Annotated in this window: 14 protein-coding genes; 11 read left to right on the top strand and 3 right to left on the bottom strand. The window is 36.7% G+C overall.

All coding sequences use genetic code 11. The features are described 5' to 3' along the window. Nucleotides 1-122: 122 nt before the first annotated feature. From ACOV1Q_RS15570 to ACOV1Q_RS15545, 6 genes are all read left to right on the top strand, one after another. Complete coding sequence (locus ACOV1Q_RS15570; protein WP_424495324.1) at nucleotides 123-1,817, top strand: hypothetical protein; 1,695 nt, start codon at nucleotides 123-125, stop codon at nucleotides 1,815-1,817. Nucleotides 1,818-1,955: 138 nt separating this feature from the next. Beyond that, on the top strand, nucleotides 1,956-2,306 hold the full coding sequence (locus ACOV1Q_RS15565) for a hypothetical protein (RefSeq protein WP_424495323.1): 351 nt from the start codon (nucleotides 1,956-1,958) through the stop codon (nucleotides 2,304-2,306). Nucleotides 2,307-2,316: 10 nt separating this feature from the next. After that, nucleotides 2,317-3,195, top strand: a complete 879-nt coding sequence (locus ACOV1Q_RS15560; RefSeq protein WP_424495322.1) for a hypothetical protein — start codon at nucleotides 2,317-2,319, stop codon at nucleotides 3,193-3,195. Nucleotides 3,196-3,377: 182 nt separating this feature from the next. Beyond that, complete coding sequence (locus tag ACOV1Q_RS15555) at nucleotides 3,378-5,849, top strand: hypothetical protein (protein WP_424495321.1); 2,472 nt, start codon at nucleotides 3,378-3,380, stop codon at nucleotides 5,847-5,849. Then, nucleotides 5,812-6,819 carry a hypothetical protein gene (locus tag ACOV1Q_RS15550; protein WP_424495320.1) on the top strand — a complete coding sequence of 336 codons (1,008 nt, stop codon included), beginning with the start codon at nucleotides 5,812-5,814 and terminating at the stop codon, nucleotides 6,817-6,819. Before ACOV1Q_RS15555 ends, ACOV1Q_RS15550 begins: the two co-directional genes overlap by 38 nt. A gap of 51 nt (nucleotides 6,820-6,870) precedes the next feature. Next, complete coding sequence (locus ACOV1Q_RS15545; protein ID WP_424495319.1) at nucleotides 6,871-9,519, top strand: type I restriction endonuclease subunit R; 2,649 nt, start codon at nucleotides 6,871-6,873, stop codon at nucleotides 9,517-9,519. Nucleotides 9,520-9,725: 206 nt separating this feature from the next. Here ACOV1Q_RS15545 and ACOV1Q_RS15540 read toward each other — a convergent pair whose 3' ends face one another. After that, entirely contained in the window at nucleotides 9,726-10,376 is a 651-nt protein-coding gene (locus ACOV1Q_RS15540) for an NAD(P)H-dependent oxidoreductase (RefSeq protein WP_424495318.1), read from the bottom strand. 54 nt (nucleotides 10,377-10,430) lie between these two features. On the opposite strand from ACOV1Q_RS15540, the gene ACOV1Q_RS15535 reads away from it, so the two are divergent. The 4 genes from ACOV1Q_RS15535 (at nucleotide 10,431) to ACOV1Q_RS15520 (ending at nucleotide 12,895) form a co-directional block, all read left to right on the top strand. Beyond that, nucleotides 10,431-10,835, top strand: a complete 405-nt coding sequence (locus tag ACOV1Q_RS15535) for a winged helix-turn-helix transcriptional regulator (RefSeq protein WP_424495317.1) — start codon at nucleotides 10,431-10,433, stop codon at nucleotides 10,833-10,835. 532 nt (nucleotides 10,836-11,367) lie between these two features. Continuing rightward, entirely contained in the window at nucleotides 11,368-11,577 is a 210-nt protein-coding gene (locus tag ACOV1Q_RS15530) for a helix-turn-helix domain-containing protein (RefSeq protein WP_424495316.1), read from the top strand. Nucleotides 11,578-11,582: 5 nt separating this feature from the next. Beyond that, nucleotides 11,583-11,915 carry a HipA N-terminal domain-containing protein gene (locus tag ACOV1Q_RS15525; protein WP_424495315.1) on the top strand — a complete coding sequence of 111 codons (333 nt, stop codon included), beginning with the start codon at nucleotides 11,583-11,585 and terminating at the stop codon, nucleotides 11,913-11,915. Further along, nucleotides 11,912-12,895 carry a type II toxin-antitoxin system HipA family toxin gene (locus ACOV1Q_RS15520; protein ID WP_424495314.1) on the top strand — a complete coding sequence of 328 codons (984 nt, stop codon included), beginning with the start codon at nucleotides 11,912-11,914 and terminating at the stop codon, nucleotides 12,893-12,895. Before ACOV1Q_RS15525 ends, ACOV1Q_RS15520 begins: the two co-directional genes overlap by 4 nt. A gap of 339 nt (nucleotides 12,896-13,234) precedes the next feature. Here the strand turns inward: ACOV1Q_RS15520 and ACOV1Q_RS15515 are convergent, their stop codons facing one another. Further along, nucleotides 13,235-15,583, bottom strand: a complete 2,349-nt coding sequence (locus tag ACOV1Q_RS15515) for an ATP-binding protein (RefSeq protein WP_424495313.1) — start codon at nucleotides 15,581-15,583, stop codon at nucleotides 13,235-13,237. 256 nt (nucleotides 15,584-15,839) lie between these two features. Here ACOV1Q_RS15515 and ACOV1Q_RS15510 point away from each other — a divergent pair, with 256 nt between their 5' ends. Beyond that, on the top strand, nucleotides 15,840-16,379 hold the full coding sequence (locus ACOV1Q_RS15510) for a hypothetical protein (protein WP_424495312.1): 540 nt from the start codon (nucleotides 15,840-15,842) through the stop codon (nucleotides 16,377-16,379). 77 nt (nucleotides 16,380-16,456) lie between these two features. Here ACOV1Q_RS15510 and ACOV1Q_RS15505 read toward each other — a convergent pair whose 3' ends face one another. Continuing rightward, a complete protein-coding gene (locus ACOV1Q_RS15505) occupies nucleotides 16,457-20,947 on the bottom strand; it encodes an AAA family ATPase (protein ID WP_424495311.1) in 4,491 nt (1,496 codons plus the stop codon). Nucleotides 20,948-21,207 lie beyond the last annotated feature (260 nt).

The following is a 21,207-nucleotide window of genomic DNA, read 5'->3' as shown; positions in this document are numbered from 1 at the left end:
GTAAGAAAGTGGATTGATAAAACATCCTCACAATTGCTCGGCTATATAAACTATATAAGGAATAACAAACACAATTAGCGCATTGTTGGCAGCAAGTTTTAAAACTATATACATCTTATTAAATGAAAGATACCCGGATTAGAATTTACACCCTTCTTGATTATGAAACGTTTTATGAAAAAAGAGAACTCCCGAAAATCAATAGTCTGATCCAAAATATTCCTTCACTTACCTTAATAAATTATATTTCAGGTTTTAATTTGAATCTTTATTTAAGAGAAAATGATGAAAATACTGGAAAAATACAATTTACTTTAGCCAATTCACTATTATCCAAATGCTCCAATAGTACTCAGCAGAAATGGGCAACGCAAATTAAAAAACTAGGTAAGAAAGGACATAGTCCATTTTTTATTTATTCCTTATCAAATTTAATTTTCTACGAAAAAATCTTTGAAAATTTTAATGATAAAGATGGTAGAGATTTAACCTCAGAAGAAGCACAAAGAGTCTTTGATATCTATCTTTTAATAAATAGTGGTGTTAATAAAAAAATAGATGCGAAAGCTGATGAAATAAAAAAGCTCGGCCAAAGTGGCTTAATTGAAAAATTTACTCTAACAAATTTTATCTATCAAAAGGATTATGCATCATCGCTAGATTTTTCAAATCAGCTGACTAGAGGAGTTGAATTTTTCAAATATTTGGAAAACAGTAATAGATTCAGTCAAATACTTCAAGATTATTACAAAGAGAAAAAAGTTTCCGACTACAAAGAGATGTTTCAAAACTTACTTTGGATTTTTTCAAATTCTGGAATTGAAAAAGATTGGAGGACACAATTAATTCAGATAAGTGAAGTAGATAAAAATTATTTGAATTTACACTATTTAAAATCCTTATTTATTAATGGCAGTATTTCAAATTACTCTTCGGATAACAGTTTTTCAATATTACGAAACCAGTTTTTATTTACTTTAAACAAAAGCCAGTTTTTCATACTTCATATAGATTTCCTGTTTGATCATTTTTACAAAAGTCAGGTATTCTCATTTAATAAATATCTTCAAGATAAAAGTATTACAAAGGATTTTCTATCCATAAAAGCAAAAGAATTTATGGAAGAAATATATGTTCCAGAAATTTTCAAAAGGTGTTTTCCTCAACATATCCTGTTTTTTGGAGAAGATTGTGTGAATTCTTCGAAGGAAGAATTATGCGATATCTATGTAAGAGAAAAAGACAAAATTCTATTATCCGAATTTAAAGATGTAATGTTGAATGCAAAATCAAAAAACAGTCAAAATGAGAGTTTCCTATTTGAAGAGTTAGAAAAAAAATTTGAAAAAAATCAAAACAACAAACCAAAAGGAATAACTCAATTATTGAATTCAATTCAAACCATAGAAGAAGAATCTATAAATTTTGATCCTAATTTGCCAAATAGTATTTTAAAAATTTATCCAGTTATAATCTATACCGACATTTCATTCAGCCTTGATGGAATTAATAAAACTTTTAAAAATAAGTTCAAAGAAAATCTTCAGAAATTAAAAATCAAAAATATCCAGGTGAACGACATTACGTTTATAAATCTAAGTTTTTTTGAATTCCAAGAAAATAATTTAGCAGCTAACCAAATTGAGGTTTTTGAGTTAATTGATAAATATCACGAATATTGCTTGCAGCCAGAGTTTGCTTTAACTCCTTTTGAAATCTTTGTTAGATACTATTTTGAACAAAATATTAATTCAGAAGAAAATCAGCCTAGCCAGTCTAACTTTTATAAAACAACATTAAAGGAAATTCTAAAATAAAAAACTGCCAATAATGAAAAAACAGATAGCGGAAAACCTCTCTAATTGGCACTTTTGGCTACTTTTTAGAAAAGCAGTTAAAAATTATGTTAGCCGCAACTTTCGTTATGGAGAGTTTAGGCACAAAATGGAAACCGAATGACAGAGAAATTTACTAAAGGAAATATTATTCAAGGAGCGAAAAGGAACAGAGATGAATCCTTTCATCCAATTGTATATTTTGAAGAAATCGACGATATGTTTTTTCTTGGTGGTATGATTACACACTCAAGAGCATTTGGAAATATAGAATTAGAGGATTCTCATTTTGATCAAAAAATTGACAACAATCCGAATCCAAGTTATTTTGTCAAAAATTATTTGATTAAAAGACAAGAATGGGGACCCTACAAAAAAATTGGAAATTTATCTAATAAAGGCGTTCAATTTATCGAAGGAAAATTAAAAAATACGAATCCTGAAGTTTGGGAAAACTATTTAACTAACTGAGCGTAACTGGATGATATTACAGACTGAAACATTAAAAAAACTTCGTGAGTTAATAAACGAAGAAACTCAATATCGCAAAGGACACGAAATAGTAGCCTTTTTTAATGAATTAGGTTTTAGCGATACTTATGGACCAGGATTTCCTTCACGTTGGATTTATACTGATGAGAAACTGAATTTAATTAATGGAACCCCTGAAATTGACAAATGCATCAAAAAATTATTTGCACCTGTAAATTATATTGGTCGCTTTAAAGAATTAGATGCATTTATTGCTGATTTTAACCAATATTTGGCTTTTGACAATTGGAAAGTTATAAGAGACGGAAAGGAAATAAAGTTTACTAAATCTGGCGAAATTGATTTTGAACAAACCCAATCAAATAGTGATTTAAAAGAAGATGAGTTTTTAAATCGTGAGTTTAAAGATGTGAAACTTGAATCTCTAGGTTTAGATGGAATTATAATTGACGTTTTGAATATTAGAATTGAGGAAATCAAAAAATGCCTTAATTCGGATTCGCCTCTTTCTGTTATATTTTTATGTGGTAGTACTTTGGAAGGAATTCTATTGGGAATTGCTTTAAAACAGCCAAGAGAGTTTAATCTTGCTAGGTCAGCCCCAAAAGACCAAGAAGGGAAAGTTAAAAAATTGCATTTATGGACTTTAAATAACCTAATAGATACTTCTTATGAAATTGGCATCTTAAAAGAGGACGTGAGAAAATTTAGTCATTCTTTACGAGATTTTAGAAACTATATTCATCCCTTCGAACAATTAAGCTCAGGATTTAATCCGGACAAGCATACAGCACAAATTTCTTGGCAAGTGTTGAAAGCTGCAATATCCCAATTAGGAAAATTTAAGCTAATGGCTAATAACACATAAAAACAATGCTCATACCTGTCTCAATTCGAAACTTCTTATTCGCTCGCTGGGCGGATTGTCCTGCGGACAATCAAGTTCGCCAATTCGCACTGTTTTAATTAAGGGCCTTGTTCTTAATTCGTAAGAATTGAGTGTTAACGGTTAAATTATATATCAAAAATTTATTCTCTAAAAAGAATCTATTGAACAAAATAAAATTAACAGCTTACGATAAAAGTATACAGTTCAACGATACGAAAGTCTTTTTAAATTTGATGCTAAAGCAGAGCAGCAAAATTTTAATTTTTTCGGCAGGTTATGTTCTAATACTTATTCTAATAGATAGTATAGCAAGGGTTCTATTAGAACATTTGAAATCCTCATATTTCGAACCATTTAATCAAATTCATCTATTAATTGAAATTATCAATAAGAAATTTGGATTGAAATTCATTGATTTTTTTAAAGATGTAATTGTAATTAGCGCAGGGGTTTTAGGAGTTATATTTGGTTTATTCTACACCAGTTTCCTTAATATTATTACTACGAAATATGCAAATATGCATTTTAATATCAGTCTAAAAATGATGGAGCAAAAAACCATAAAAAGATATTTTTCTCTTTTAGCAATTATGGTAATTTCCTCAATACTTTTTCAATTAACATTGGTGTTTGGTTTTAATCCAACTTTTATTAGTGCTTCACTATTCACTTTCACGGTATTATTATGTATAAGTTCCTTTATTTATTTTGGAAGATTATCAATGATATTCTTTAACGAGAGTGTTCTAGTTCAAGAAATCTTAGATGAGGCCTACAAAATTTTAAATAGAACATATACGAATAGACAAATTTTTTATTCCAATAAATCCAATTATGCGCTTTCTTCAATAAAATCAAAATTAGAATTAATCAAATTAATAATTGAAGAATCAGCCCTTACTAGTTATCGAAATACTTCATTAGATGAAATGTCTAAAGGTCTACTGAATTTTTCACTCTTTTACTATAGATTGAAGCAAACGTTTCCTTCAAATAAAAAATGGCACGTTCAGATATATAGACATAAAACTTGGGAAGAAGCATCTAGTAGTGAATATCAAGTTTTTAGCAAATCAAGCAGATCGCTATTTCCAGAAACAATTGAAGATTTTAATCATATTGACAAGCTTGTTATTCAAAACCAATTTATGCTATTTAATTTAATAAAGGATGATAATGCGAAATGGAAAGTTTTAAGCGAACAAGCAAAATTTGTTCAAACATTTTCATATCAAATGGATATTGATTTATTCAATAGTTATTTTGAAAATCTTTACGCTTTTCTAAAAGATAACCTGAAGTCAAATGAAAATGAGGACAATATATCTCACAACCTACAACTAGTTACAAATTTCAGCAATCTATTGATTAACTATTTTATTGGCCTTAATTACAATTCAGGAAATCTTATTATATCCAAAAACGTAAACGATCTTAGTCTTAAAATACATAGTTTTCAAAATTTTGAAAATGTGACGTCTATTCCTTATAAATTAAGAATCTGGATTGATAACCATCAAAGTAGACTCAACAATGAAAAGGAACTATTAGGTAAAATTGTTACACCACTATCCTATACCAGTAACATTTTGAATTTAAAATTTGCAGAAATAATTGTAGAGCATTTTTCTCTTTTAATAGATAAAACAATCGACATAGTTAAGGATATACAAGCCCTTTTACTCAAAGATAAAAAATATGAAATTCAATGTTTATCATTTTTGCTTGATAGTTTGGATATAGAAAATAAATTAAAACACGGGATTGACGTTAGTTCCAATGCAATTCTCATATTAACTGAGAAAGAAATTTTCGAAAAATTCAATACTCAAAAATTCAAAAAAGATGATTTTAGAAATAAAATTGAAAATTTAAATGAAGATTTAATTCAAAGTATTTGGGAAATAGGATATATCAGTGCTGATACAGAAATAAAAAATTTCCCAGATCTTTTTGGAACCGTTTATAATATTTTAGTTAATGATATTATAGAAATAGCAACCTCAAGATCTCCAGACCAATTATATGTATTTACAAAAAGTTTCATACGATACAACTTCTTATACATAAATAAATTAGATAGAAAGATTAATACGGAAAACATTCAATACTTAGGAGCCAAAATATATCCTTTGATTATAGATTTGTTTGAAGTTTGGTCATTTGCCTTCTTTGTTTTACGTGCTGAAAAAAGGAATGACCTTAATAATAAGTTATTAGATTATTGGGATGAACTCTTTACACAACTAAAAATTAATGAGTCCGGATATTGGCTAAAATTAATGGCTATCTATAATTACTTTCAACATTCTTTGATGGGCTTAGGTAATTCTTCATATGTACGGGAGTTTGAAAGAAAAAGAAAATTTGAAGCATATATGAAGGAGAAAAATTTTATAAAAATGAAAATGGTAAAACATCATCATTTTCCTTCTAAAGAATTTTATAGTGAAATCAACGATTATTACTTAGAAACAATTGCAAAAAGCTTCGATGATCATTTTGGATTTAAGGGCAATTTGGATCAATTTTTTATCGAATATTTTCTAAGAACACGTACCGTCTTAAAAGAAGCTAAAATTAAGGAGACTGAATATGGAAAAACTCTCAGAAGAATTGTGGAAAGAAATTAGATTCCATCAAAAATTACCGTTAATAGACCATACGCAAGTACCCGGAAAAGGTAACGGATTTAATGATAGATTAAGTTTTGAAAGTGATCGGGTTTTTGAAAGCAAAGAAGAAGATTTTCTTGAACGTTCAAAATTTAAAACTATCTATTTAAGGAATTTAGCACATAGAGCCGATCCTTCTTTGTCCCAAGAAAGAAATTTTACGGAATCTATAAAGTTTGAGAATTGTACTGATCATTTTATCAAAACTATTCTATTATATTCTCAACCGGGCCATTATAGAAATGACCTTACGGTTATAACAAGGACAATAGGAAACTGGGTTAAGGACTTAGTTTTTAACGGAAAAGTCATTATAGAAATAGTGAGTTGGTATACTAATGAGACCAAACAATTTTATGGGTTTGAACTTATACCTTTAAATATAAATAACTGCAGGATTAAACGCAAGAATATATTTTTCTCAGCGTTGGAAAACGGTAAAAAAGAAAAAATTAAAATTCCGAAATCTAAATGCATAATTATTGAATTTCCTGAGGATTTAGGTGGGTATAAAGAATATTCAAGAAAATCCAAAAAAATAGAAAAACTTGGAAAGGAAAATTTATTCAATCTCGAAAATCCTAAAGAATCCTTAGAATACAGCAAGAATTGGGATAGACAATTTGATAAAATTATATCTGGTTGGGGCTGGATGAATCAACGTGAGAATATTTCTGATTTTTTGTATGCTTACCAGTTATTAAATTTCAATAATTCAGCTCTTCAATGTTGTTATGCCTGCATAGATGCATTTAAGTATTTGTTTTCATTTATAAGCTCAAAACTTAATGAAAATGCCACCTTTGAAATATTAGGATTTTTAGACAGAAACTTTTATAAAGAATTGCTCGAAAAATTTACCAATGATCAAATATCACTAGAAGAGGTTTTTAGTGCCAATAATAAATCTGTTATGTTGGATTATTAATAAAAATTCTTCGATTTAGTTGTTCCACATTTTCATTTTCAGTGTGACATTGTGTGTGCAGATGAAGTAAAGATCATTGGCAAGAACAGCCGGCGCACAGATTTGCTCGTTTTCATTAATGGACTTCCGCTCATCGTTTTTGAATTCAAGAATATGTTTGATCCTGAGCTGGGCGTGGAAAACGCGCACGGGCAAATTGGACATTACATTCAGGATATTCCACAGCTGTTTGATTATAATGCCATCACGGTAGTTTCAGATGGGCTGGAAACCCTGCACGGGATGTACAACTCTTCCCTAAAATGGTTTGCTCCGTGGAAAAGTCTGCACGGGGATGACCTTCAGCAGCAACAGGAACTTCAGCTGGAAACCCTGCTGAAGGGATTATTTCCGAAGAAAACCATCTTAAACTACCTGCAAAACTTCATTTTCCACGAAGACCACAATGGGAAAATAATCAAGAAAGGCGCAAAATATCACCAGTACTGGGGTATCAAAAAAGCGGTGGACTCTGCGGTTTCAACTATAAAACCCAACGGCGACGGCCGGCTGGGAGTGATCTGGCACACGCAAGGATCGGGCAAAAGCATTTCGATGGCCATCCTTACCGGGATCCTGCGGCAAATGCCCGAAATGAAAAATCCCACCATCCTCATCCAGGTAGACCGCAATGACCTGGACCAGCAACTCTATGAGAATTTTGTGCTGTGCAAAGACCTGGTGGGCCACGTACAACACGCCGATACCACCGATGAGCTGCGGGCCCTGCTAAGCACCGATGGCGGCGGGGTGATCTTTACCACCATTGAGAAATTTCGGTTAAAGGAATTGGCTTCGGGAAAAGAGCTCTCCCACCCGGTACTTTCTGAACGTACCAACCTTATCGTGATGGCAGATGAAGCCCACCGCACCCAGTATGGATTCCATAGCGGCGGCTTTGCGCAGAACATAAGACGCGCCCTGCCCAATGCTTCCTTTATAGGCTTCACCGGAACTCCCGTAGATGGCAAGGATGCCGATACCCAACAGGTATTTGGCCCCACCATTCACACTTACGATATCAAACAGGCCGTGGAAGACGGTGCCACGGTGCCCATTTATTACGAGCCAAAAATGGTACCGCTCAACATCAAAGCCAAATATGATAAGGAGCTGGATGAAATGGAAGAAGATGAGGACGAGGAAAACAATGCCGTTTGGGCTGCGATAGAAGATGCCGCCGGGGCCAATGACCGTGTAAATCGTGTGGCTGCAGATATTCTTACCCATTATACCAAAAGAACAGCAACTTTGCCGGGAAAAGCGATGATCGTGTGTATGAGTCGGCGGAACTGCGTAAAAATGTACAATGCGCTAATCGCACTGGAAGGATGCCCTGAGATAGCCGTGATAAAGACAGGGAACATCAGCAAAGATCCTACAGACTGGAATCCACACATACGCACCAAAGAAGCGATGGAAGCCATTAAAAAGCGTTTCCGAACGCCTGAGGATCCGCTAAAGATCGTCATCGTTCGCGATATGTGGCTCACGGGCTTTGATGCCCCCTGCGCCCATACGATGTATGTGAATAAGATATTGAAAGGCCATAACCTGATGCAGGCGATTGCAAGGGTAAACCGGGTTTTCGGAGAAAAACCCAACGGACTGGTGGTAGATTTTATAGGGATCTCCGGCTTTCTGGCCGAAGCCACCAAGAAATACACCGCCGGAGGCGGGGAAGGAAAACCGACTTTGGATCTTGAAGGCGCGGTAGAAGTGTGCCTGGAGCAGTTTGAGAAAGTGAAGGATCTGGTGGGAGAATTTGATGCGGAAACCATCAATGCAATGTCCTCCATGGACCGGATGAAATGGTCAAACACTAAAGTGAACAGCCTTTTAAAATCTGATGCCGTTACCGATGCCTTTTTGCTTGAAGAGCGAAAGCTGGCAGAGCTGGTGGCAATGACCAGTTCCGATCCCCGCATCTGGGACATACAGGAAGAGCTGGCGATCATTCAGAAGATCAGGCAACTCATAAGAAAGATAAAATTCCCTCCCGGCCCCCGCAGGGAGAAGAATGAAAAGATTAAAGACCTGATAAGCAAATCCCTCGAATCGCAAGAAATTGTAGACCTGGCAAAAATGTATAATCTGGACAAGATCGATATTTCCATAGTAGACGATCGGTTCCAGGCCATCGTAAAAGAAAAAGGCGACGAGAACATAAAAGTAGAATTGCTGCGCAGGATCATCAATGACGAGATACGGGTGCGAATGCCAAAGAACATCCGCCGGATGCGCAAACTGAAAGAAGAGCTGGAAAAAGTGCTGAGTAACTACCACAGGAATTCCCTGGATTCCATTGCGGCCATCAAGCACCTGCTGGATATTGCCAATGAATTTCAGCAGGATGACATCAGGACCAAACAACTCGGTTTAACCGAAGACGAACTGGCTTTCTATGACCTTTTATCGGCCAACGAAAAGTTACTCAACCAAAGCGGACCCATACAGGACCTGGTGCATAAAGTGGTATACTCCGTCAAGAAAAACCTCCAACTCGACTGGACCAAAAAAGAAGACGCCCGCGCTGCCATTCGGCTGGCAGTGAAAAGAGAATTACGGGGAAAAGTACCATTTTCTGAACTGGATAATTTACTAAAGGAAGTGATTGAGCAGGCGGAGGGGCAGTATAAGGACTGGCCGTTGGAGGCATAGAGTAATGTCCTTCCTGGATAAGTCATACGACGCTGGAGAAAAAATTTTGAAGCCCTGTGAGACAGCCTGAGCCTTCCTAAACCTGCTTTATTTTTTTTAGGTGCCAATCTTAAAAGAAAAAACCGTCCCTTTTTAAGACGGCTTCCTTCTTATCGTATGAAATTATTCATGAAAATTTCTCCTGTTGTTTTTTTACAGGAGCCTCATTATGAGGCTACGTCCTCTAACGTTAGCTCTGTAACGAAATCTTCTTTTGGGGTACGAACTTTTTTCATGCTTACTAACCAGTCATTCTCATCTTCCCTATAACCTAGGGGCAATAATAAAGTGCTTTTGTACCCACTCCCCGACAATTGTAAAAGCTGGTCTAGTTCTTCAGGAATAAATCCTTCTATAGGAGTAGCATCTACTTTTTGTTCTGCCGCAGCTGCAATTGCCAGACCAAAAGCTATATAGCTTTGTTTAGCGGCATGGTGCGCGTGCCACTCCTGTCCCAAAGGCTCATACAAGCTCCAAAGTCTTTCCTTGTATTCATCCATGGTGCTGTGGGGTAATTTGCGTTGATCCAGGGTGTAGTTAAAAACATTCGTTATCCGTTCATCACTATACCCATCCCAGGCTGCAAAAACCAATAAATGTGAACAATCTGTAATTTGACCCTGGTTCCAGGCAATGCCTTTAATCTTTTCCAACAGGGCCTTATCTGTAATAACGATGATCTTATAAGGTTGTAAACCTGAGGAAGAAGGAGCCAGACGGGCAGCTTCTAAAATATAATCTATTTTTTCCTGAGGCACTTTTTTGCCATTCATTTTTTTGGTGGCATAGCGCCATTGAAGATCTTCTACTAAACTCATATTCGGTATTTTTTTTTGCAAAGGTAAAAGCTATTGATTAAAAAAAGTAACTTTGTGACAAAAAGTAATAGTGACATTTTGGTAACCTTAGGTGATATGGAAGAAAAAGTAGTAGATATGGCAGCTTTTGATAGCTGTTCAATAAAGATAAGAGCCATCCACGATACGATGGATGTTTTAAGCGGAAAGTGGAAAGTATCAATCATAGCCTGCCTTTGCTATCAGCCCATGCGCTATTCAGAATTATTAAAAGAGGTAAATGGTATTTCGGGTAAAATGCTGAGCAGGGAACTGAAGGATTTGGAGATGAACAAGCTGATAATAAGGAAAGTTTTAGACACTAAGCCGGTAACAGTAACCTATCAAATCTCAGAATATGGAAGGACTTTAAAAGAACTAACAAATGTAATTGCTGCCTGGGGAATAAAGCATAGGGAACAAATGGTGAATTCTATTTGATTTTTTAGAGATGAGGAGCAAACCTTTCAGCTTCACCAAACATGAACTTGGGGTCCTGTGACTTCTTGTCTGCCAACAAAAAAATAATCAACCAGCCCGGCCCATTCCAGACCTAGTGCATAAAGCAGTAGACCCCGCAAAGAAGAACCTCCAATTCGACTGAACCAAATAAGAAGACGTCCACGCTGCCATTCGTTTGGCAGTAAAAAAAATAAATAGGCAAAGTGCCATTTTCAGAACTGGATAATCTGCTGAAAGAAGTGATTGAACAGGCCGAGGGGCAGTATGGGGATTGGCCGATGGAAGCCTAAGTACATATTTACTTATGGAAGAATTTCTTACCTCAAAGAATGGAAAGAAAAAAACACCACCTAAACCCTCATTATAATATGGATTATATAGTATTTTCCCGCCATCCTGTAAAAAAGCATCAAATTCCTCATGAAAATGTGGTTTTTAATGTATTTTTGAATCTAGCAATTATTTTGACTCTTGAATCCTCATTATACTATGGATTTTTACCTTATAAAAAATGGAAGCAATCGCACACATCGGAAGGCTTATTCAACAAAGACGTGATCACATGCGTATCACTCAGGAACAATTAGCTGAGATGGCCGATATAGGAATCATTACATTGTACAAGATCGAGACCGGAAAGGCCAATCCTACCTTACAATCCTTGCAAAAGATTACTGATGTGTTAGGGCTGGAGATCACCCTCCAAATTAAAAAGATATAGCCTAAATGAGACAAGCCGCTATTTTATATAAAGGAACAGAGGCCGGTGTGCTCCAACAACATGATGACGGCAGTTTTACCTTCCGTTATCTGGACCGTTGGATGGCCGATCCGGACAATCCTCCTATTAGTCTCACCCTGCCCCGGTCCCAACAGGAATACCATTCCCCATATTTATTTCCGTTTTTTTATAATATGATTCCGGAAGGGACCAATCGACAAGCTGTTTGCAAGGCAGAGCGCCTTGATATCGATGATTATTTTGGAATCCTGATGGCTACAGCCCGATATGATACCGTGGGGGCCATAACCGTTAAAAAGCTTGAAGCCTCCGTATGATAGCAAAGTTTACAAATTGTCCCGGAACTCTGGCCCCGGGTTTTACCACCTATAGCCGAACCAGCCTAAAACGGGTATTCGACGGGCGCAAGGTGTCTCACATCCTTCCCTATGAGGCCCCCAATTCAAATGCTCCAACGGATAAGTTGTTTGAAGAGAATCAAAAACGGATATCCATATCAGGGGTCCAGGAAAAATTCTCAGTATTACTGGAAAAGAACAAGCTACGTTTGATCAAAAAAGGAGAGCGTGGCACCTATATTCTAAAACCTATTCCTAATTTCGGAAAAAAACGGGACCAGATGCCCGCCAATGAGCATCTGACTATGCAGATTGCACGGCAGGTATACGGGATAGAAACCGCAGAAAATGCGCTCATCTTTTTTAAAAACGGGGCCCCGGCCTACATCACCAAACGCTTTGATGTACAGTCGGATGGCAACAAAAAGGCTAAAGAGGATTTTGCCTCACTGGCAGGAAAAACTCCACAGACCCATGGGGACCACTATAAATACGAAGGGAATTACCTGGAGCTATTTGAATTGATGAAGAAATATCTCCCCGCCTACCGCGTGGAAACACCTAAATTGTTTAAACTGCTGTTGTTCAATTACTTGTTTTCTAATGGAGATGCTCACCTGAAGAATTTTGCAATTCTTGAAACACCAATGGGAGATCATCGCTTAAGTCCAGCTTATGACCTGTTAAATACCCGTATCCATATTGAGGATAGTGATTTTGCATTGGATGGTGGTCTATTACCGGCCCACCTGGCCCAAACCCATGTGGCTGGGCAGTTTAAAGTACTGGCGGAAAAGGTAGGCTTATCCTCGAAACTGTTTAATACTACCATGGCTTCCATGATCAACGGTTCCGATCAGGTGGACACCCTGACTCAGGCTTCCTTTTTAGATGAAAAAACCAAAAGAAACTATTTGCAGGCCTATCAGACACGATTAAAAAAACTGACCAAAGAGTAATTATAAGAGATCATTTAAATTCTGGAAGTAGATGAACTGGCTCTCAAAGATTTAAAGGTTAAAATTAGTTATGACGGGCAAGCTATATTCCCTATTTTAATATTGGAGAAATAACTGGTAAAATCATCAAAGACTAAATATTTGATAATATTTTGTGATGTTTTTTCAATATGTTACAATGGCCGTGTACCTGGATTACACCTCGTTTTTCGCTAAGCCCTTTAAAACTGGGAACTGAAAACTTCTGTATTGGCAAATAATTTGATTAAAATGATTGACCCAAAAATTTGGCAAATCCTAAAAGATCAGAGGGCTGTTTTTAATTACCATACCCTCTATTTATAGCCTACCGGTATGCTCAGATTCAGTTAAGGACAATAAAAGCTCTTCAAGGCCCTTTATGATACCATGAAACTCGGCTACGATTTCCCTTTTTTGGTCATGTAGGTTTTCTTGATTATATTTATAAGTTAAGCTACTTCTAAATTTTTCTATTTTCTCCTGTAAACCAACGGCATTAATATAATAGACGTTCATGGTATTGCGATGAATGAGATCAGAGAGTGCTGCCTCATCTTTAACAGCCAAAAAGTTCTCTTTATACTTTTCAAAGGCTTTGACAGAAACACTAATGAATTTCTTCAGCATTTCCGGTTTCCCCTCTGCTATTTTCGTATATCGCCAAATATTAAAAGAAGATAGGTCGGCTACTCCCATTTCGTTGTCTTCCGTGGAACGGCTTAACCTGTCAATATTCTCCGGCGCCATTAGGTGCTTCTGTATCTTATATTTTAGGTCTCCGGGTTCAAAAGGTTTATAAATGATATCATTAAAAAGACCGGAATATTTACGATTGTTCCTTGTATCGGCAGTAAAAGCAAGAATTGGAATTTTCCTATATGAATCGAATTTCCTGATCATTTTAGATGCCTCATACCCGTCCATCACCGGCATACGCAGGTCCATAAGAATGAGGTCGTAATTCTTTTCCTGGATCATCTCTAATGCCTTTGCCCCATTCTCAGCTTCATCCGGCACCACATTCCACCATTTTTTCAGATACTGCAAAATTATATTACGATTTATCTCTACATCCTCAACTAACAGTAAATTTTTTGCATTAAAATCCTCGGTTAGCTCCTGCCCTTCCTTTGGACGAGTTTCCTTTTTAACCCACAAAGAGGCTTCTATTTTAGGCATAGTAAAGGAAAATTTTGAACCCTTTCCGGGGGTGCTGCTTACTTCAATGTTCCCTCCTAATATCTCAACCAGGGCTTTTGTGATGGGAAGACCTAAGCCTGTTCCTTCGTAGTTACCATCTGAAAAACTTCTCTGTTGAGAAAATTTCTCGAATATAAAATCCAGCTTATCAGGTGCTATACCTTTCCCGGTATCCTCCACGCTAATCTTAAGCCACCTCTCCCCCTTTTCTTCTTTAGAGGTTTCTGCTGAAACGCAAATCCTACCTTTATCTGTAAATTTTAATGCATTACCGATAAGGTTATTCAGGATTTGACTAAGGATAAATGGATCTGAACAAATTCTTCCTGGAGTCTTTTGCTCTAGACAGCATACCAGTTCAACATTTTTTGTTGTAGCCTTTGGTTGGTGTATTTTGATTAATTTGTAAATCAGGTTATTCAGATCAAAATCTTCTTTGGTCACATCAATTTTTCCTGCACGGATCTTACTAAAGTCAAGTACGTTGTTAACAAGATGCAATAAATTACTAGCGGCAAAATGAAGAGAATCCAGATTGGATTTTTGATGAGCTGTGAGATGATCATCCAAAAGAAGGTTACTCAAACCAATTACAGCATTTAAAGGCGTCCTGATTTCATGGCTCATTGTAGAGAGGAATTCCTCCTTTGCCATTGCAGCTGATTCTGCCTCTTCTTTTGCTTCTCGCAAGGCTTCTTCCACCAGCCGCTGTTCAGTAACATCTATATTGACTCCTGCTGCTTTACTGGGTTTACCCTTTGAAGTATAATAAACTTTTCCCTTTACTTCCATCCAGTGGATGCTTCCGTCCTCCCATTTGATCCTGACTTCTAAATCAATATATCCGGTCTTCGTTGCTTCGGAAAAAGCCTTATCGTAAACTGGTACATCTTCAGTCAGGATCTTTTGTCTTGCCATCTCATGACTCCAATTTGGCTGTGGTTTCTCATATCCGTAGATCTTGTCGTGACGCAGGTTTCTGTGAATGAAAGAATTCTCTATGAGATCTATTTCCCAAGTTCCCAATTGAGCGGCACCTACAGCTAATTCAAGAGCGGCTTCGGTTTTCACTTGATCGGTCACGTCGGCTACACTGTGGATGATATGCTCGATCTGTTGATCTTCACCAATGACAGGTACATTGACCACTTTCCAAAACTTTTCCTCAAAGGTCCCGTCGAGTCGGGGAACATCATATTTCTGGATCGGCATTTTCTGTGGCTCCCGGGTTTTGAGCACTTCTTTTAAAGAAGCTTTCAAATTTCTTACACCATTAGCCTGTGGATCATCTGGATTGTCGGGAAAGGCTTCAAAAATATTTTTCCCTACTATGTTACGTTTATCAGCCATAGTGGCCTGCAGATAGCTATGACTCGCATGAATAATTTCAAATTCCGGGGTAAGGATCAGCAGAGCACTTGGAGAATGGGTGATTATGTTCAAAAATTTTTCACTGCTTATTTTCATTCGACTCTCTTAAAAGAAAGGGATAAAATACTACATTTATTTCATTAATAGCAAGAGGAAATGTTGGTCTAAAATAGGATAGGAAACAGGTGAATGAAATACTACCAAAAAAGCATTTTTAAATCTTTTTTTGTAGTTTCATTAAACCCATAACAAACTACACACTCTTTTAATACTCAAAAAGGGGGAAAACACCCTTATTTCACTAAAAACAAAGGGGTTACCTTTACAGATGGTTAATTTCAAAATCAAAAAAATGAAAAAGTCCATTTTTTTTATAACCGCCTGTTATTTTGTTCTACTTTCTTTAAATAGCTGTAGTGAGGACGAGGACGTCGTGACCCGGGAAGAATTTCTTAGTGCCCAGATAAATGAAAATAACTTTAACGTTAGCCGGCAAAACGGGATCTTGCGTGCGGAAAAACAATTATCTTCTTATGGCACAATTAATTTGCTTGTAAGTGGTGAAAATTATGAAGGAAAGTCCATAGAGTTCCTTGTTCTCTATTATAACGGTGAAAAGACTTATACTATAGGCAATAGGCCTTTTCTAACACCGGGAAGTTTCCTTAACACCAACTGGTGTAAATATTCGGAACATGATTCGGATGAATTATGGAGTACAATCAATGAATTTTTCTATACAGGCCTACTCTCGAATTACGTAGAAATCACAGAAGATGACGGTTCTTATATAACAGGAAATTTTTCCTTTGAAGGTCATAATTCTGCAGGGAGCAGTTCCAGGCTAATTTCTGACGGTAATTTTCGACTTAAGGTAAAACACGCCTATTAATTTCTTTCATCCACTGGAGCAGTTAAGGAGTGGTTTTTTAATTAAAAGAAGATGTATTAAAATATGGTCTAAAAAAATCATTCTAAAACTATTCCCGTTCTTATTTTTCCTAACAAATAAGGATTGTGATCAATAACTAGAATATCATTATACGCACTTAATTGTTCAAGTATCACAAACAAGCGGTCAAGATCTGCGTAATGTAGTCCCGCGCTGGGCTCATCTAAAATATAAAGGGTATCTTTACTTTCTTCCTGAAGCCAGTTCAATAATAATAGGCGCTGTTTTTCACCTGAAGAAAGCGACTGCACCGGCTGATCTAGACGAAGGTGCTCCAAACCAATTTTCATTAACTTATTCAGGAATTCCAGGTTTTTTATCGGAACTTTTACCTCCTTTAACCACACTTTCAATTCAGCAATATTTAAAGAAAGAACTTCAGAAATGTTTTTAGACCTAACAGTTTGTTCCAGTATGTGTTTCTGATAACGCTGCCCCTTACACTCCACACAAGATTCTATGGCATTAGCGACTACATCAAGACTAATTTCTAAATAGCCTTTGCCTTTGCAGTTGGGGCACTGACTCGATTTTGTTTTGTACAAAAAGTCACGAGGCTTTAAATCGGTTTTACTTGCGAAAATCCTGCTTATATCCTTTAGCAGATCCAAATATGATACCAATAAGGTTTTTGCGTAGGTGCGCAGTTTTTTGATCTCAAAATATTGTGCTCCTCCATATTTTTTTGGGAATATAATGCTTTCACAATTTACCGGCTCACCCTTAAGGATACTTGGAATAAGTATATCCTTTGCCAAAGTAGTCTTTCCTATTCCAGATTTTCCACTGATTGCCGTAATTCCACCGACAGGAACATCCAGTGAGTTCTTTACCAACGTATGTCTGGAGAGATTACGAATGGAAATTGCCTCCTCTCCTTCTATTAAACCCAAGTCCTTGTAAGGCTCCCTTAAAAAAGGATGACAGTCCGCTTGCTTTAGAAAATCCTGAGGTGTGCCTTGATAAGTAATAGAACCGCCCCATCTGCCTGCCTGTGGCCCCAGCTGCACCAGTTTATCTGCCGCCAGGATGATATCTTTATTGTGCTCAACCACCATCACCGTATTGCCTTTTGCTATAAGTTCTTTCAGAATATTGATCAGGTCGGGGATATTATCGGCAGATAATCCTGCAGAAGGTTCATCTAATAAGTAAGTAATACCTTTAAGGGGACTATTTAACTGCGTAATAAGCGCTACCCGCTGATTTTCTCCACCTGAAAGCGTAGCTGATTTACGATTAAGCTGAAGGTGATCTACATGTAATTGTCTTGCTTTTTTAATTGTATTAGTTAGAACCGGCTGGATGTTGGCAATAAGTTTTTGATCGATTTCCAATAGATCATCATTGTAGGAAAGCCAATTTTCCATTCCTTTAAAGTCCATAGATTTTATTTGATCAATGGACTTCCCCCCAATTTTATATTCCAGGCGCTCTGGTTTTAATCCACTCCCCGAACAATGGCTGCATTCTTCCAGGGAAAGAAGCGCTTTTAGTTTGTCTATATTTTTATTTTTCCTAGTTTTATAATAATCTTCTTGTATATAAGAGAAAAGCCCTTCCCACGGCATTCTTACTTCCTGAATACCTTCACGGGTTTTAGTTTGAAATTTCCAGCTGGTTATCCATACTTCTTCGCCTGCTCCGAATAACAGAACATTTTTTTGTTTTTCAGTTAGCTCTTTAAATGGTGTTTCCAGATCAAATCCATAAACTTGGCCTACTTCCCTGGCAATCGCCATGTATTGACCTCCCGCCTGGCCATAATAGGCAAGGGCTTTATTATGTTCAAAGAGTCCATTGGCAATACTTTTTTCCTGATCTGGCACTATTTTATTCAGATCTGGCAGCAATTCCTGGCCCTTCCCGTCGCAAACCGCACATTTTCCTAGTTCATGACTATTAGAAAAATGGCTCGCAGATAATTCTTTACCTTCATACTTTGCTTTTCGGGAGAAAGCAAAACGTAGAATTTTATCTATTCCTGTTTGCTTAGCAATATCTGAACGCTGCGTATAATTTTTCACTTTTCTGGTAATACAAGCTGTTGGACTAAGGCCTTCTATATGGTCCACCTCAAATTGAAAATTCACCCCTACCCGCGATTGTTGATAGCTTGAAAATTGTTTGACCATTTCCTGCAGGCCATAGCCATGAAGCGTATCAATTAATAAGGATGATTTACCCGAACCGGAAATTCCTGTGATTACAGATAATTGGTTTTTAGGAAAAGCTATATCCAGCCCTTTAAGGTAATGCGTTCTGGCCCCTTTTATAAAAATCTTGTCCTTTGGCTCACCTTTCATCTCCTTTTTTTCTGTTTTCCAGCCTTTAGGTGAATTCACCACAAGGCTGTCGCAGGAGTTTTGAAATAGCGGATGATTTTCAAAACAAATAATGCCTCCAGTCTGTTTTTTTAGTTCATGCAAAGCTCTAAGAAGCTGCCTCACATTTTGCTGATGCAATCCAATTGCGGGCTCTTCCAGCACCAAAAGAGTCCTTTTGGATTGTTTTGCAAAATGTTTGGTGAGTTTAATGCGCTGCGCTTCTCCACCAGATAAAGTATTGGAGGGTTGACCAAGTTTAATATACCCCAGTCCAAGCTGAAGCATTAAAGACAGGATTCTTCTGATTTTCTTTTCCTCTGAAAAAAATTCAAATGCTTCAGAAAGGCTTAAATCATATATCTGTACAATATTCTTGTGATTCCAATGTACCTCAAGTACTTTTGGCTTAAAGCGTTTTCCATTGCAATGGGGACAAACCTGATTAATGCTGCCCATAACATTCATGGAAAGCGTAATGACTCCTGCTCCTTCACAGGTTCCACATCTTCCACTTTTATTATTGAAAGAAAAGGCTCCTTTTGATAATTCCAGAGATTTTGCTTCAGGAGATTTCGCTAAAAGATCACGAATTCTATCAGCCAGGCCGGTATAGGTCGCAGGATTACTTCTAGGGGTTTTTCCAATAGGCTGATCGGACACAGCCTGTAAATTCAATCCCTCTTTTTCAACATATTCTGAAATATTTTGTAGTATTTGAGGTGTTTTCCTGCTCACAATAATCAATTCTCCTAACTCAGGTTGAAATGATTCAGCTGAAGCAATTTTCTCTTGTTTTTGAGAATTAAATTTTTCATTTTTTAATTCAGCTAAAGTGGGGCTTATCAGGTCTTTGGAATTCAAAAATTTTTGTATCCTTCCATTAAAAATAACTTCTCCCCCATTTATACCCGCTTTAGGCCCCAGTTCAATAATCCAGTCTGCAGAGCGAATAAAATCCAGATCGTGCTCTACCACCATTACAGTATTTCCACGGCTAATCAATCGACGTAGAATATTGCGTAAATACACCTGATAATTTTCAGATAAACCAATGGAAGGTTCATCAAAAACATAAAGAATTCCCTGCAAACTGCTATTTACCTGCCTAATCAATTTAATGCGCTGGCCATCGCCGGAAGAAATGGCTGTACTGGGTGTGCTTAGCCGGTAATCTTCCATTCCCAAATGTATCAGGTCGAACAATTGGGTGGAAATTTTTTCTACCAATACCTTTTCACCGGTCGTCACCTCCAGACTTTTCAACCTTTCGTACAGTTCATTTAAAGGAAGATCCATCCATTCCTTAAAATTTAACCCTTTCCAAACAAACTTCAGATGTTCCTCTTTAATTCGTGCCCCCTTACAACGCGGACAAATGCTGGAACTGGCAAATTTCAGAATATTAGCATTGCGATCCAGTCTTAATATATTGGACATAATTGGAAGTATTCCTTTATAAAAGCCCTCTTCACGAGGTTTTGCTTTAAGACCTTTCCATCTTAAACGTGATTCTATGCTATGTTTTCCATAAAAAACCTTAATACGATCGCTTCCATTTAAGATCACCTCCTTTTGTTCAGCAGACAGCTCCTTCCACGGGATATCAACATTAAAATTGTGTGCTTCACAAACTTTATTCAATTCTTCTACAGTAATTTGGGAATAGACAATATAGCCATTAGGCAAGGTGGTGGTAATTGCTCCTTCTCTAAGCGTTCTATTTTCATCACCAATTAACTTATCAAGATCGATATATTCCGCCTCCCCAATTCCGCGGCAACGTTCACATGCTCCTTTTGGATGATTGAAAGAAAATAATGATTTGCTCATGGTTTCCTCACCAGAATACCGGGCAAACAGGATTCTAAAAACTGCTGAAAGTTCTGAAAGTGTTCCAAAAGTGGCATTTATGGACTGGAATCTTTTTGACTGCTCCACCTTTATCACAGGGGGAAGACCTTCTATAGCATCCACTTCAGCAGTGGGTATTAACTGCCCGTTTTGTTGATGATATGCCGGCATACTTTCGAGGTAGTAGCGATAGCCTTCATTAGCAATGACATCCATTGCCAGAGATGACTTCCCAGATCCGGATAATCCGGTCACTACAATTAATTGATTGTCAGGAATGTTTAAGCTTATGTTTTTGAGATTATTCTGGTGTGCATTAATGATGCGCATATAGGCTTTTTAAATAATTAAATATAAGCAGATAATAAGGCTTATCCTGGATTTTCAGAAAAGGATGCTCAAAATTCATTTTTAAAAGCGTAGTCCAATACAAGGCTTTCTACAAATCGGAAACAATCTTCCTCATTTTTTTCATAATTCAACTATAACTATTGACCATAGGTTAATTAGCGTTATTATTCATTTTCTGCCAAATTTATATAACCTCTCTCTAAAAAAAGAAGGGTCCAATTTGGTAGAATTGAACCCTT

Source organism: Salinimicrobium maris (assembly GCF_049680855.1).
GTDB lineage: Bacteria > Bacteroidota > Bacteroidia > Flavobacteriales > Flavobacteriaceae > Salinimicrobium.
The sequence above is the reverse complement of the archived record's forward strand: the minus strand, read 5'-3'. Positions and strand labels throughout refer to the sequence as shown.